This window comes from Pseudomonas sp. SHLD1, assembly GCF_028640935.1.
Taxonomy (GTDB): domain Bacteria; phylum Pseudomonadota; class Gammaproteobacteria; order Pseudomonadales; family Pseudomonadaceae; genus Chryseomonas; species Chryseomonas aestiva.
Genome location: NZ_JAQZAD010000006.1, coordinates 447990 through 461924, shown reverse-complemented (window position 1 = coordinate 461924; position 13935 = coordinate 447990). Strand labels below are relative to the sequence as shown.

The following is a 13935-nucleotide window of genomic DNA, read 5'->3' as shown; positions in this document are numbered from 1 at the left end:
CCGCGGCCAGCAGGGCTGGCCGGGGATCGGCGGAAGGCTTGGGAGTGGCGCGTCAGGCGGCGATCGGCGAGCGCCAGTCGTCGGAACCGGAGGTGCCGGAGACCTCATGGGTCCAGACGATCTTGCGGTAGGTGAAGTAGACGTCTTCCAGGTGGGTGAAGTGCGCCATGCTCGGGTCCTGGCAGTTGGGCATGCGCGACTGGACGTCGACGATGATGGCGTCCTCCAGTTCGATGGTGAAGTAGTGCTCCTGGGTGCCGGTGGCCGAGGTGCGGTACCACTCCAGGCGGCACTTGCCGAGGCGTTCGCCGGAGGTGAGGGCGTTGAAGATCAGCGGCGAGGCCTTGTCGAAGACCTTGGTGATCATCAGCGGCTTGTGCACGCGCTGGCCGGTGGGCTGACCTGACTGGGGATCGCGGGGAATGATCACCTGGTGATTGAAGGCCTGGACCAGGATCTGGTCTTCGTGGCCTTCCTGGAAGATGTTGCCGACCGAGTCTTCGGTAAAGGTGCCAGCGGTGATCAGGCCTTGCTTGGTGCCTTCGAGGGACAGATACGCGGGGGTTGGCATGGTGCTCTCCTTGCCTGGTGATAGGGCTTCATGGCCCGGGTACCAGGACTTAACAAGGGCCGTGCCAGAACCGAAAAATCCTTTCTGATCAGTGACTTGTAAAAGGACTACAAGACGTGGGCCGGACTACTGTGCGCCACTGCTCGGGAATCTGCGCAAGGCCTTGCGCAGAGCGGTTCAAAAGCTGCTTCGGCTCAGGTAGTCACCTGTCCAGACGACTACCAAGTGCCGACGAGAGTGCGAAAAAGACCGTGCTGAATCGTAATGACCAAGAGCCTTGGCGATCGTTATGTAGTATAAGTGCGACGCACTACATCCGCCCGCTAGACGAGATACGCCTGTGAACCTCATGCAACACATTGCTCAATCCCGCCACCTGCTGCGCAAGTCGGAGCTCAAGGTCGCCGAGCAGGTCATGGTGGATCCGGCTGCCGTCATGCACAGCTCCATGGCCGACCTCGCCCACAACGTCGGCGTGAGCGAGCCCACCATCGTGCGTTTCTGCCGGGCAATCGGTTGCGACGGCTTCCAGGATCTCAAGCTGCGCCTGGCGCAGAGCCTGGCGGCGGGGGCCAGTTTCGGCCAGTTCGCCATCCATGAGAACGATGCGGTGGAAGACTTCAGCCTGAAGATCTTCGACACCACCCTGCACACCCTCATGGACGTGCGCGAGCGCCTGGACATGCGGGCGCTGGAAACGGCCATCGAGGCGATCGCCAAGGCCCAGCGGGTGATGTTCTACGGCTTCGGCGCCTCGGGTTCGGTTGCCAACGACGCCCAGCACAAGTTCTTTCGCCTGCAGCTCAGCGCCACCGCGTATTCCGATCCGCACATGCAGGCCATGTCGGCGGCGACCCTGACACCGTCCGATGCCGCCATCTGCATCTCCCAGTCGGGGCGCTCCAAGGACCTGCTGATCACCGCCAATCTGGTGCGTGACAATGGCGCTGCGCTGATCACCATCTGCCCGGGGCAGACGCCGCTGGCCGACCTGTCCACGGTCAACATCGCCATCGACGTGCACGAGGACACCGACATCTATGTGCCCCTGACCTCGCGCATCGCCCACCTGGTGGTGATTGATGTGCTGGCCATGGGCGTGGCCATGTCGCGTGGTCCGGCGCTGGTCGAGCATCTCAAGAGCGTGAAGCGCAGCCTGCGCAGTCTGCGGCTGTCGTCGAAGTCGACCAAGCACAGCGACACCCAATAGTCGTCTCGCTGTCGCCAAACCGTCACCTGTTAGGGTGAAGCTGCCCATTCCGATCCCAGCCCGGAGGAATTGGCATGACCGCTCTCATCCAGCAATCCAGCGTTCGTCTCGACAGCAAGACTCGCAGAAAGCTACAGGATCAACGGCGGATGAAATTCCGCCGTGCCATCGAGGCCCGTGCCGAAGAACAGCGGCTTGCCGTGGAACTCGATGAACTGTTGTTTCTCAATCAGCTGCTGGACGAGCGCCAGGCCCAGCGCCGGCAGCAGGCTCCAGGGCAATACCTAACGCATTGATCAGGCTGCGCTGGCCGCGCAGATAGTCGACGAAGGCCTGGGCCACCGGCGACAGCGGCTTGCCGCGTACCTGGACCACGCACCAGGAACGGCGTAACGGCAGCTCGGCGACGTCCAGCTCGACCAGGCTGCCGGCGGCGAGATCGCTGCGAATGGCCTGGCGCGGCAGCAGGGCCAGGCCGAGTCCGGCGCGGACCGCCTCGCGTTGCGCTTCGAAGGCGCCGATCTCCAGCTGTTCGGCGAAGTGCGCGCGCTTCTGCTTGAGATAGTCCTCGCAGGCCTGGCGCGTGCCTGAGCCGACCTCGCGCACCAGTAGCGGATAGGCCGTCAGGTCGCGCAGGCTGAGGCCGCTGCGCTCGGCCAGGGCATGGCCGGGACGCGCCACGGCGACGATGGCGTTGTCCAGCAGTGGCAGGAAATCCAGGTCCGCGTTGCTCGGTACCCCGGACATCAGCGCCACGTCTTCGCGATTCTCCGTCAATCGACGCAGCACCCGGGCATGGTTGCCCACGGTCAGCGCCAGGTCGACCTGGGGATGGCTGCTACGGAACTGGCCGAACAGGTGCGGCGCCAGGTACTGGGCACTGCTTTCCACCCCCAGGCGCAGCTGGCCGTGCAGGGCGCCGCGCAGATTCGACAGCTGCATGTCCAGGCTGCCCAGCCGGGCGAAGAGATCACGACCGGTCTGGCGCAGGGCCTCGCCGGCCTCGGTGAGGTAGAGGGTGCGATTGAGGTAGTTGAACAGCGGCGCGCCCACCACCTCTTCGAGCTGACGCACCTGCAGGCTCACCGCCGGCTGGGTCAGCGCCATGATGTCGGCCGCACGGCTGTAGGAGCGGGCCTCGCAGACGGCCTCGAACACCTGCAACTGGCGAAAGGTGAGTCGCATCAGGGGCTTGCGCATGGGCATCGGCGAGATCCATAAGGAATGACTTATGGAGTATCCAACAATTATTTATTTTCCATAAGAGAAGCCCTGACGTAGCTTCAGGTCACCGGCAATAACAAGCGGCTGCACACTGCAGCAGACAAGGAGCCAGGTGTGATCAAGAAGATACTTATCGCCAATCGGGGCGAGATCGCCGTGCGCATCGTGCGTGCCTGTGCCGAGATGGGCATTCGCTCGGTAGCGGTCTACTCCGACGCCGATCGCCAAGCGCTCCACGTGAAACGTGCCGACGAAGCCCATGGGATCGGTAGTGATCCGCTGGAGGGTTATCTCAATCCGCGCAAGCTGGTGAACCTTGCCGTGGAAACCGGCTGCGATGCCTTGCATCCCGGCTACGGCTTCCTTTCCGAGAATGCCGAACTGGCGGAAATCTGTGCCCAGCGCGGCATTCGCTTCATCGGACCGTCCGCCGAGGTCATCCGCCGCATGGGCGACAAGACCGAGGCGCGGCGCAGCATGATCGCTGCTGGCGTGCCCTGCACTCCGGGCACCGAGGGCAACGTGGCGGACATCGCCGAGGCCCTGCGCGAAGGCGATCGCCTTGGGTATCCGGTGATGCTCAAGGCCACCTCCGGCGGGGGCGGGCGGGGTATCCGCCGCTGCAACTCCCGCGAGGAACTGGAGCAGGCCTATCCACGGGTGATCTCCGAGGCGACCAAGGCCTTTGGCTCGGCCGAGGTGTTTCTCGAGAAGTGCATCGTCAATCCCAAGCACATCGAGGCGCAGATCCTCGCCGACAGCCACGGCAATACAGTGCACCTGTTCGAGCGTGACTGCTCCATCCAGCGGCGCAACCAGAAGCTGATCGAGATCGCGCCCAGCCCCCAGCTGACCCCCGAGCAGCGCGCCTATATCGGCGACCTGGCGGTACGCGCGGCCAAGGCGGTGGGTTACGAGAACGCCGGCACCGTGGAATTCCTGCTCGCCGAGGGCGAGGTGTATTTCATGGAAATGAACACCCGGGTGCAGGTGGAGCACACCATCACCGAGGAAATCACCGGGATCGACATCGTTCGCGAGCAGATCCGCATCGCCTCGGGGCTGCCGCTGTCCTTCGCTCAGGAAGACGTCCAGCACCGCGGATTCGCCCTGCAGTTCCGCATCAATGCCGAGGACCCGAAGAACAACTTCCTGCCGAGCTTCGGCAAGATCACCCGCTACTACGCGCCGGGCGGACCGGGGGTACGCACCGACACGGCCATCTACACCGGCTACGTGATCCCGCCGTACTACGACTCCATGTGCCTCAAGCTGGTCGTCTGGGCGCTGACCTGGGAAGAGGCCATGGATCGCGGCCTGCGCGCCCTGGACGACATGCGCGTGCAGGGGGTGAAGACCACCGCGCCCTATTACCAGGCCATCCTGCGCGATCCGGAATTCCGCAGCGGGCGCTTCAACACCAGCTTCGTGGAAAGCCATCCGGAGCTGACCCAGTACTCGATCAAGCGCAACCCGACGCACCTGGCCATCGCCATCGCCGCCGCCATCGCCGCCCACGCCGGTCTGTAAGGACGACAGAACAATGAAAAGTATCCAGATCACCGACACCATCCTGCGCGACGCCCACCAATCGCTGCTGGCGACCCGCATGCGCACCGAAGACATGCTGCCGATCTGCGCCAAGCTCGACCAGGTCGGCTACTGGTCGCTGGAGGTCTGGGGCGGCGCCACCTTCGACGCCTGCGTGCGCTTCCTCAAGGAAGACCCCTGGGAGCGCCTGCGCCAGTTGCGCCAGGCACTGCCCAACACCCGGCTGCAGATGCTCCTGCGCGGGCAGAATCTGCTCGGCTACCGGCACTACAGCGATGATGTAGTCGAGGCCTTCGTCGAGCGCGCCGCGGCCAATGGCACCGACGTCTTCCGCATCTTCGATGCCATGAACGATGTGCGTAATCTGGAAACCGCCATCCGCGCGGTCAAGGCCAGCGGCAAGCACGCCCAGGGCACCCTCTGCTACACCACCAGCCCGGTGCACACGGTGGCGGCCTTCGTCGACCAGGCGCGGCGCATGGCCGACCTGGGCGTGGACTCCATCGCCATCAAGGACATGGCCGGTCTACTGACGCCCTATGCCACCGGCGAGCTGGTCAAGGCGCTCAAGGCGGCCCTGAGCCTGGACGTGGTGGTGCACTCCCACGACACCGCCGGGGTGGCCGCCATGTGCCAGCTCAAGGCGGTGGAAAACGGCGCCGATCGCATCGACACGGCGATCTCCAGCATGGCCTGGGGCACCAGCCACCCGGGGACCGAATCCATGGTCGCGGCCCTGCGCGACACGCCCTACGACACCGGCCTAAACCTGGAGCTGCTGCAGGAGATCGGCCTGTACTTCCATGCGGTGCGCAAGAAGTACCACCAGTTCGAGAGCGAATTCACCGGTGTCGATACCCGGGTGCAGGTCAACCAGGTGCCGGGCGGCATGATCTCCAACCTCGCCAACCAGTTGCGCGAGCAGGGCGCCCTCAATCGCATGAACGAGGTGCTGGAAGAGATCCCGCGGGTGCGCAAGGACCTGGGCTACCCACCCCTGGTGACCCCGACCTCGCAGATCGTCGGTACCCAGGCCTTCTTCAACGTGCTGGCCGGCGAGCGCTACAAGACCATCACCAACGAGGTGAAGCTCTATCTGCAGGGGCGCTACGGCAAGGCGCCGGGCGCCATCTGCGAGCAGTTGCGCAAGCAGGCCATCGGCCAGGAAGAAGTCATCGAAGTGCGTCCGGCCGATCTGCTTAGCCCCGAGCTTGCGCGACTGCGCGCCGAGATCGGCGACCTGGCCAAGAGCGAAGAGGACGTGATGACCTTCGCCATGTTCCCCGACATCGGGCGCAAGTTCCTCGAGGAACGCGCCGCCGGGACCCTGGTGCCGGAAGCCCTGCTGCCCATGCCCTCGGCCGATGGCGTGGCCGCGGTGGGTGGCCAGGGCGTGCCGACCGCGTTCAGCGTCGACGTGCATGGCGAGACCTATCAGGTGGACATCACCGGCATCGGCCTCAAGAGCGAAGGCAAGCGGCACTTCTACCTGTCCATCGACGGGGTGCCGGAAGAGGTGGTGTTCGAAGCCAGCGGTGAGTTCGTCGCCGAGGGCGGTCAGCGGCGGCGCCAGGCGGAGCGTCCGGGCGACGTCAGCACCACCATGCCGGGCAACATCGTCGAGGTGCTGGTCAAGGAGGGTGATCAGGTCAAGGCCGGGCAGGGCGTGCTGGTCACCGAAGCCATGAAGATGGAAACCGAGATCCAGTCTCCCATCGCCGGCACCGTCACCGCGGTACGGGTGGCCAAGGGCGACCGGGTCAATCCGGGCGAGGTGTTGATCGAAATCGAAGGCTGAGATCACTTCGATTTCCCTTGGGGCCATCAGGCCCCTTTTTTTATGGGCGGTTTCTATCCATTCGATTGAGAAAAAGCACTAACACCTCTCGATAGGGTCTGCTATTTAATATAGCCAAGGCTATAACGATCCCGGGAGGATTCGCGATGCTGAAAGAACTCAAGAAACGCGCCCTGCGTGCTCTGCTGGACAAGCTGCTCGACGGTCAAGCCGAACGTCGTCCGCTGGAGACCCAGCCCGAGCGTTCCCGTGGCATGACGGCCCACGCCGCGCACTGATCCCTGCCGCACTCATAGGCGCCTTCGCTATGTCCTGAGCGAGGCGCCTTTTCCTGTTCGTCTCTGTCCTGGACCCCTCTCATCCCAGGTTACAAAGTCTCCCTGCACCTCTGATAGGTTGTGCTATCCAATTTAGCCGAGGCTATAACCACCGAGAGGCGGGCCGGATGCTGGAGAAGACGAGACGCTGGACCCTGGCGGGTCTGCTGGGATTGCTGCTGGGCAACGCCGCCCAGGCCGCGGAGCCGTTCAGGGTGGTCACCACCTTCACGGTGATCGCCGACATGGCGCGCAACGTGGCGGGCGACGCCGCGCGGGTGGAATCCATCACCAAGCCCGGCGCCGAGATCCACAATTACCAGCCCACCCCGGGCGATCTGCTCAAGACGCGCGATGCGCAGCTGGTGCTGTGGAACGGCCTGAATCTGGAGCTCTGGTTCGAGCGCTTCTTCAGCCGCATGAAGGACGTGCCCGGCGCGGTGGTCTCGCGGGGCGTCGAGCCCATTGCCATCGCCCAGGGCCCCTATGCCGGCAAGCCCAACCCCCATGCCTGGATGTCACCCCGGGCGGCGCTGATCTACGTCGACAACATCCGCGATGCCCTGGTAGCGCATGACCCGGCCCAGGCCGATACCTACCGCCGCAACGCCGAGGCCTACAAGGCGCGCATCACCGCCACCCTCGATCCCCTGCGCCAGCAACTGCAGGCGATTCCCGAACAGCGCCGCTGGCTGGTGTCCAGCGAGGGCGCCTTCAGCTACCTGGCGCGCGACCTGGGGCTCAAGGAGCTCTATCTCTGGCCGATCAACGCCGATGCCCAGGGCACGCCGCAGCAGATCCGCCGGGTGATCGAGACGGTGCGCGCCGAGCGGATTCCGGCGGTGTTCAGCGAGAGCACGGTTTCCGCCGCGCCGGCCGAGCAGGTGGCGCGGGAGAGCGGCGCCCGCTATGGCGGGGTGCTCTATGTGGATTCCCTGAGCGCGGCCGAGGGGCCTGTACCCACCTATCTCGACCTGTTGCGAGTGACCACCGAGACCCTGGTCAAGGGGCTGGCGCCATGATCGCCCTCGAAGGGGTCAGCGTGACCTATCGCAACGGCCACACCGCCCTGCGCGAGGCCAGCCTGGTGGTGCCCGGCGGCTCCATCACCGCCCTGGTGGGCGTCAATGGCAGCGGCAAGTCGACGCTGTTCAAGGCGATCATGGGCTTCGTGCCCCTGGGCAGCGGCCAGGTACGGGTCGATGACCTGCCGGTGGCCCAGGCGCTCAAGCGCAACCTCGTTGCCTACGTCCCCCAGAGCGAAGACGTGGACTGGGACTTTCCGGTGCGGGTGGAAGACGTGGTGCTCATGGGTCGCTATGGCCGGATGAATTTCCTGCGCCTGGCCCGCGCGGCCGATCACCAGGCGGTGGACGCCGCCCTGGCCCGGGTGGGGCTGACCGCGTTGCGCAAGCGGCAGATCGGCGAACTCTCCGGCGGCCAGAAGAAGCGCGTCTTCCTCGCGCGTGCCCTGGCCCAGGACAGCCGGGTGATCCTGCTGGACGAACCCTTCACCGGGGTGGACGCCACCTCCGAGCGCGCCATCATCGAATTGCTCCAGGCCCTCCGCGCCGAGGGTCGCTCGATGCTGGTCTCGACCCATGACCTGGCCAGCATCGAGCGCTTCTGCGATCGCACCGTACTGCTCGATCGCACCGTGCTGGCCCAGGGGCCGACGGCCGAGGTCTTTACCCGGGAGAATCTGGAACGCACCTTTGGCGGCGCCCTGCGCCTGTTCGAGGCTGGCCAGGCAGAGCCGCGCCGCCGGGAGCATGCCTGATGGAAGGGCTGCTGGAACCTCTGGCCTATGGCTACATGAGAAACGCCCTGGGCGCGGCGGCACTGGTAGGCGGACTGTGTGCCTTCCTTTCCGCCTACCTGATGCTCAAGGGCTGGTCGCTGATCGGCGATGCCCTGTCCCATGCCGTGGTACCCGGCGTGGCCGGCGCCTATCTGCTCGGCCTGCCGCTGGCCCTAGGCGCCTTTCTCGCCGGTGGCGCGGCGGCCGGGGCCATGCTCGGCCTGCGGCAATACACCCGGCTCAAGGAAGACGTCATCATCGGCCTGATCTTCAGCGCCTTCTTTGGCGGTGGGTTGTTCCTGGTCTCGCTGGCGCCGGTCGCGGTGGACATCCAGACCATCGTCTTCGGCAACATCCTGGCCATCACCCCCGAGGCCAGTCGCCAGTTGCTGATCATCGCCGCCGTCTCTCTGCTGGTGCTGCTGCTGAAGTGGCGCGACCTGCTGCTGGTGTTCTTCGACGAAGGCCAGGCGCGCGCCTGCGGCCTCAATCCCACGGGGTACAGGCTGCTGTTCTTTACCCTGCTGGCGCTGAGCACCGTGGCGGCGATGCAGACGGTGGGCGCCTTTCTGGTCATCGCCCTGGTGGTGACGCCGGGGGCGACGGCCTATCTGCTCAGCGACCGCTTCTCCCGTGTGGTGCTGATCAGCGTCGCCATCGGCGTCGGCAGCGGACTGCTGGGCACCTACCTCAGCTACTTCCTCGACGGCGCCACCGGTGGCTGCGTGGTGGTCTTGCAGACCCTCATCTTCCTGCTGGCTTTCGTCCTGGCACCGCGTCACGGCCTGCTGGCCAACCGCCGCCGGGCGCGGCAGACGGCGGAGGCGGGCTGATGGACTGGTTGCGGCTGACCCTGGAAGTCGACTTCATGCGCCAGGCACTGCTGATGGCCGTGCTGGTGGCGGTGCCCGCGGCGCTGCTGTCCTGCTTCCTGGTGCTCAAGGGTTGGGCGCTGCTGGGCGATGCCATCGCCCACGCGGTTTTTCCCGGCCTGGTGCTGGCGTCGGCGCTGGGCGCACCGCTGGTGGTAGGCGCCTTTGTCGCGGGGCTCGGTTGCGCCCTGGCCACTGGCTATCTCAAGCGCCACAGCCGGGTAAAGCAGGACACCCTCATGGGCGTGGTCTTCTCCGGCATGTTCGGCCTGGGCCTGGTGCTGCACGCCAGGCTGCCCACCGAGCTGCACCTGGACCACATCCTGCTCGGCGACCTGCTGGGCGTGACCCCGGCGGCCTTCTGGCAGATGGCAGTGATCGCCGCCCTGGTGGTGCTGGCGCTGGCCTGCCGCTGGCGCGACCTGCTGGTGCTGGCCTTCGATGCAGCCCAGGCACGGGCCCTAGGCCTGCGGGTGGAGCTGCTGCACTACGGCCTGCTCGGCCTGATCGCCCTGACTGTGGTCGGCGCCCTGCAGGCGGTGGGCATGGTGCCGGTGGTGGCGCTGCTGATCGCCCCCGGTGCCACTGCCTTCCTGCTGACTCGCTCCTTTGGCTGGATGCTGCTAGTGGCCACGGCGCAGGCCGTGGCTACGGCCCTGGGTGGGGTGCTGCTGAGCCTGGTCTGGGACAGTGCGCCGGCGCCGACCATGGTGGTGCTGCTGACGGCCGGTTTCCTGCTGGCCCTGACATGGCGCCTGTGGCGGGATCGACGTCGTTCGGGCGACAAGGGCGTTCAGGTGGCCTGATGTAATCGACTGACCGGCCCTGCCAGGCGTTTCCGGTCACGCTCGCCTCACCTCAGGAGAACCACAATGAAAACCGTCGCCCAGTTGCTCGCCCTGAAGACCCAGCAGGACGTCTACACCATCGCTCCCGACGCCTGGGTGCTCGACGCCCTGCGACTGATGGCGGAAAAGAACGTCGGGGCGCTGCCGGTGATGCGCGACGGCGAGCTGGTGGGCATCGTCAGCGAGCGTGACTACGCGCGCAAGGTGGCCCTGCAGGGGCGCTCCTCCTATGCGACCCCGGTCAGCGAGATCATGACCGAGGCGGTCATCATCGTACTGCCGCAGCAGACCGTGGGCGATTGCATGCAGATGATGACCGACCACCACCTGCGCCACCTGCCGGTGATGGGCAACGGCAAGCTGATCGGGCTGCTGTCCATCGGCGACCTGGTCAAGGCCACCACCGTCCAGCAGGCGGAGCTGATCCGCCATCTGGAAGGTTATATCCGCGGCGAGTGACGAGTCAGCTGGATCGTCCGGCGGTCACGGCGAGGGCGCTGAGCTGGCGCCCTTCGGCATCGAAATTCTCCGCCGCCAGCCAGCGCCGGAAGCCGGCGTCGACCGTGGGCCATTCGTGATCCAGTAGGCTGAACCAGGCGGTGTCGCGGTTGCGGCCCTTGACCACCCGGTGCTGACGGAACAGGCCTTCAGCGCGCATGCCCAGTCGCTCGGCCGCCCGCTTCGAGCGGGCATTGGCGTCGTCGCACTTCCACTCCAGGCGCCGATAGCCAAGGGAGAAGGCTTCCTGCATCAGCAGATAGAAGGCTTCGGTGGCCAGGGGGGTGCGCTGCAGGCGCCCGCCAAAGGCGACATGGCCGATCTCGATGCTGCCGTGTTCGGGGACGATGCTCATCAGGCTGAGTTGCCCGAGGGCGCGGCCGTCGCGGGGGTCCACCACGGCATGGAACAGCGGATCGCGCCCCTGGGCCAGGCCGGCCAGCCAGGTGTCGAAGGCGGCCCGCTCGGTGAAGGGGCCATAGGGCAGATAGTCCCATAGGGCCGGATCCCGGTCGTGCAGGGCCTGCCAGAGATCGTCGCCATGACGCTGGGGGTCCAGGGGTTCCAGGCGTACATGGCGACCCTGCAGCAAGCGGGGCTGAGGCAGCAGGGCCGGGGTCCAGTCGAGAGGGGTCATGCGTTGTCTCCCAGCAGGTGGCGGTACTGGATGAAACCGGAGCGGGTGGCGATCCGGTCATAGAGCTGACGTCCCGGGTGGTTGGTCTCCTGGGTCAGCCAGTGCACCCGGTCGCAGCCGTCCGCTGCGGCGCGGGCATAGACGTGCTCGATCAGGGCGCGGCCCAGGCCGCCACCGCGGTGATCCTCGGCGACATAGAGATCCTGCAGGTAGCAGTAGTCGGTTTCGGTCCAGCAGGAGGGGTGATAGATGAAGTGCACCAGGCCCAGGGCCCGCTCGCCGTCCCAGGCCAGGGCGCCATGCAGGGGCTGGGCGGGGTCGAGCAACCGTTGCCAGGTGCGGGCGTAGGTGGTTTCCGGCAGCCTGGTCTCGTAGAAGGCCAGGTAGGCCTGCCACAACTCGTGCCAGACGGCGTGATCGGCTTCGCTCAGGGGGCGGATGGTCATGGGTGGCTCCAGGGTCAGGCGAGAGAGGGGATAAGGGCGGCCAGGGCCTGGTCGCCGGGTACCGGGCTGGCGGCCAGCCCCTGGCGGACGCCTTCGCGATCGGCGGCGTTGCGATTCTGGCTGAGCTTGGCGATGCCCTGGAGGCTGTCGAGGGGCAGGCGCAGGCCGCGGATGGCGCGCAGCATGCCCTGGACATAATCCGCGGGCGCATCCGCGACCTGCCAGGGGCGGGCACGCCCGGCTTCGTGCCGGTCGGTGAGGCGTTCCAGCAGCCGTAGCAGACGCTCGGGGTCATCGAATACCTCGACGCTGCCGCGGGCGTGCACGGCCTGGTAGTTCCAGGTCGGCACCACCCGCCCGTGTTCGGCCTTGCCGGGATAGAAGGCCGGGCTGACATAGGCCTGGGGACCCTGGAACACCGCCAGTACCTGGCCCGCCTCGACCAGCACCTGGGCCTGGGGATTGCTGCGCGCCAGATGGCCGTAGAGGGTGCCATAGGGACCCTCGTCGGGCGCCAGCCAGAGCGGCAGATGGCTGACCAGTGGACCGGCGTCGGTCTGGCTGATGAGCAGCGCCAGGGCATGCTCGCGCAGATGCTGGTGCAGCCTGGGTAGGTCTTCGAGGCGAAAGGCGGGATTGGGATACATGGGCAGGAACTCCAGCGACGTCCGGCCATGCTAAGGTTGCCTTTGGCTCCCTGTAAGAGCCAATTTCCATGACTTTCAGGGTGCCAATCCATGCTGGGATTCGAGCCGTCGGGGCTGTTGCTGGAACCAGGGCAGGGTCTGGCGCGCCAGCTCTACCAGGGCCTGCGCGAGCGCATCCTGGCCGGCGAGCTGGCCGCTGAAGTGCGGCTACCCGCCAGTCGCGAACTGGCGCGGCTGCTGGGCGTGTCGCGCAATACCGTGACCGCCGCCTACGAGCAGCTCCTGGCCGAGGGTTTTCTCGACAGCCGCCCGGGTGACGGCACCTATGTCGCGCCCGTGACCCGGGTGCTGGCCGCGCCCGAAGCCACGGCCAGGGCGACACCCGTGCCCCTGGCCAGCGTGCCGCCTGGCGCGCCGTGCGCCTTTCGGGTCGGCCTGCCGGCGGTGGATCTGTTTCCCTTCGCCACCTGGGCGCGGCTGCAACAGCGCTTCTGGCGTCAGCCGGAGCCGGCGCTGCTGGGCTATCGCGAACCCGGCGGCGAACCACGGTTGCGCCGCCTGCTGAGCGCCTACCTGCGCCAGGCGCGGGGCCTGGTCTGCGCACCCGAGCAGATCCTCATCACCAGCGGCGCCCAGCAGGCCATCGAACTCTGCGCCCGGTTGCTGCTGGCGCCCGGAGCCCTGGCGGCCATGGAGGATCCCGGCTATCGCGCCGCGGGCCTGGCCTTGCAGAGCGGCGGGGCGCGGTTGCAGGGAGTCGCGGTGGATGGGGCAGGGCTGGTGGTGGAGCAGCTGGCAGGGCTGCCGGACTGCCGGCTGGTCTATGTCACCCCGTCGCACCAGTATCCCACCGGCGCGGTACTGTCCCTGCCGCGACGCCTGGCGCTGCTGGACTGGGCGCGACAGGCGGACGGCTGGATCGTCGAGGACGACTACGACGGCGAGTACCGCTATCAGGGCGCACCGCTGGCGCCCCTGGCCGCGCTGGATCGCCACGGCCGGGTGCTCTACGTCGGCACCTTTTCCAAGATCGCCTTTCCCGGCCTGCGCCTGGGCTATCTGGTGGCCCCGCCCGCGCTGCTGCCGGCGCTGCTGGAGCTGCAACGGGCCGGAATCCGCCATCTCGACAGCGCCACCCAGACGGTCATGGCCGATTTCATCGAACAGGGCCATTTCCAGCGCCACATCCGGCGCATGCGACGGGCCGCGCGCAGTCGCCGCGATGCCCTGCTGGCCGGCTGGCCCACGGTCGCCGGCTGCGCCCCGCCGGGCGTCCCGGTGGCCGGCCTGCATCTGTGCCTGCCGGTCACCCATCTGGCCCGCGAAGCCGAACTGGTAGAGCGGGCGGCCGTGGTCGGGGTGGAACTCAATGCGCTGTCGCGCTACTGGCTGCCCGAGGGCCCGACTCCGCCCGACGCCCGCGCCGGACTGGTGCTGGGCTTCGCGGCGGTGCCGGAGGCGCGGATCGTCGAGGCGCTGGCCAGGCTGCGGGGGGCCTGGGCCTGAGCGCTGCCG

General features: G+C 66.8%; 16 protein-coding genes. 11 read left to right on the top strand and 5 right to left on the bottom strand.

Annotated elements, in window-relative coordinates; genetic code table 11:
• Window positions 1–52 precede the first annotated feature (52 nt).
• Complete coding sequence (locus PVZ77_RS02150; protein ID WP_017639168.1) at window positions 53–571, bottom strand: Hcp family type VI secretion system effector; 519 nt, start codon at window positions 569–571, stop codon at window positions 53–55.
• Between the two features lie 340 nt (window positions 572–911).
• Here PVZ77_RS02150 and hexR point away from each other — a divergent pair, with 340 nt between their 5' ends.
• Window positions 912–1781 carry a transcriptional regulator HexR gene (hexR, locus tag PVZ77_RS02145; protein ID WP_017639169.1) on the top strand — a complete coding sequence of 290 codons (870 nt, stop codon included), beginning with the start codon at window positions 912–914 and terminating at the stop codon, window positions 1779–1781.
• 74 nt (window positions 1782–1855) lie between these two features.
• Window positions 1856–2077: a PA3496 family putative envelope integrity protein gene (locus PVZ77_RS02140; protein WP_081594569.1), complete on the top strand. Its 222-nt coding sequence runs from the start codon at window positions 1856–1858 to the stop codon at window positions 2075–2077.
• Here PVZ77_RS02140 and PVZ77_RS02135 read toward each other — a convergent pair.
• On the bottom strand, window positions 2007–2981 hold the full coding sequence (locus tag PVZ77_RS02135) for a LysR family transcriptional regulator (RefSeq protein WP_273805816.1): 975 nt from the start codon (window positions 2979–2981) through the stop codon (window positions 2007–2009). The genes PVZ77_RS02140 and PVZ77_RS02135 overlap by 71 nt on opposite strands.
• A gap of 138 nt (window positions 2982–3119) precedes the next feature.
• Between PVZ77_RS02135 and PVZ77_RS02130 the strand changes: the two genes are divergently transcribed.
• The 8 genes from PVZ77_RS02130 (at window position 3120) to PVZ77_RS02095 (ending at window position 10651) form a co-directional block, all read left to right on the top strand.
• Entirely contained in the window at window positions 3120–4535 is a 1416-nt protein-coding gene (locus PVZ77_RS02130; protein ID WP_273805533.1) for an acetyl-CoA carboxylase biotin carboxylase subunit, read from the top strand.
• Window positions 4536–4548: 13 nt separating this feature from the next.
• Window positions 4549–6354 (top strand): sodium-extruding oxaloacetate decarboxylase subunit alpha, encoded by a 1806-nt coding sequence (gene oadA, locus PVZ77_RS02125; RefSeq protein ID WP_273805534.1) that lies wholly within the window; start codon window positions 4549–4551, stop codon window positions 6352–6354.
• A gap of 146 nt (window positions 6355–6500) precedes the next feature.
• A complete protein-coding gene (locus PVZ77_RS02120) occupies window positions 6501–6632 on the top strand; it encodes a hypothetical protein (RefSeq protein WP_273805535.1) in 132 nt (43 codons plus the stop codon).
• 167 nt (window positions 6633–6799) lie between these two features.
• Window positions 6800–7693, top strand: coding sequence for a metal ABC transporter substrate-binding protein (locus PVZ77_RS02115; RefSeq protein WP_273805536.1), 894 nt, complete (start codon window positions 6800–6802; stop codon window positions 7691–7693).
• Window positions 7690–8451: a metal ABC transporter ATP-binding protein gene (locus tag PVZ77_RS02110; protein ID WP_273805537.1), complete on the top strand. Its 762-nt coding sequence runs from the start codon at window positions 7690–7692 to the stop codon at window positions 8449–8451. The genes PVZ77_RS02115 and PVZ77_RS02110 overlap by 4 nt, the downstream gene beginning before the upstream one ends.
• Window positions 8451–9305, top strand: coding sequence for a metal ABC transporter permease (locus PVZ77_RS02105; RefSeq protein WP_273805538.1), 855 nt, complete (start codon window positions 8451–8453; stop codon window positions 9303–9305). Before PVZ77_RS02110 ends, PVZ77_RS02105 begins: the two co-directional genes overlap by 1 nt.
• Window positions 9305–10150 carry a metal ABC transporter permease gene (locus PVZ77_RS02100; RefSeq protein ID WP_273805539.1) on the top strand — a complete coding sequence of 282 codons (846 nt, stop codon included), beginning with the start codon at window positions 9305–9307 and terminating at the stop codon, window positions 10148–10150. Before PVZ77_RS02105 ends, PVZ77_RS02100 begins: the two co-directional genes overlap by 1 nt.
• 66 nt (window positions 10151–10216) lie before the next feature.
• The gene (locus PVZ77_RS02095; protein WP_007160094.1) at window positions 10217–10651 is read left to right on the top strand and encodes a CBS domain-containing protein; all 435 of its coding nucleotides are present in this window, start codon (window positions 10217–10219) and stop codon (window positions 10649–10651) included.
• Window positions 10652–10655: 4 nt separating this feature from the next.
• On the opposite strand, the gene PVZ77_RS02090 is transcribed toward PVZ77_RS02095, so the two are convergent.
• The 3 genes from PVZ77_RS02090 to PVZ77_RS02080 are packed head-to-tail and all read right to left on the bottom strand — an operon-like array spanning window position 10656 to window position 12420.
• A complete protein-coding gene (locus PVZ77_RS02090) occupies window positions 10656–11327 on the bottom strand; it encodes a GNAT family N-acetyltransferase (protein WP_273805540.1) in 672 nt (223 codons plus the stop codon).
• Window positions 11324–11773, bottom strand: coding sequence for a GNAT family N-acetyltransferase (locus PVZ77_RS02085; protein WP_273805541.1), 450 nt, complete (start codon window positions 11771–11773; stop codon window positions 11324–11326). Before PVZ77_RS02085 ends, PVZ77_RS02090 begins: the two co-directional genes overlap by 4 nt.
• Window positions 11774–11787: 14 nt before the next feature.
• Window positions 11788–12420 carry an FMN-binding negative transcriptional regulator gene (locus tag PVZ77_RS02080; protein WP_273805542.1) on the bottom strand — a complete coding sequence of 211 codons (633 nt, stop codon included), beginning with the start codon at window positions 12418–12420 and terminating at the stop codon, window positions 11788–11790.
• Window positions 12421–12510: 90 nt separating this feature from the next.
• Here PVZ77_RS02080 and pdxR point away from each other — a divergent pair, with 90 nt between their 5' ends.
• Window positions 12511–13926 (top strand): MocR-like pyridoxine biosynthesis transcription factor PdxR, encoded by a 1416-nt coding sequence (pdxR, locus tag PVZ77_RS02075; RefSeq protein ID WP_273805543.1) that lies wholly within the window; start codon window positions 12511–12513, stop codon window positions 13924–13926.
• Window positions 13927–13935: the final 9 nt, after the last annotated feature.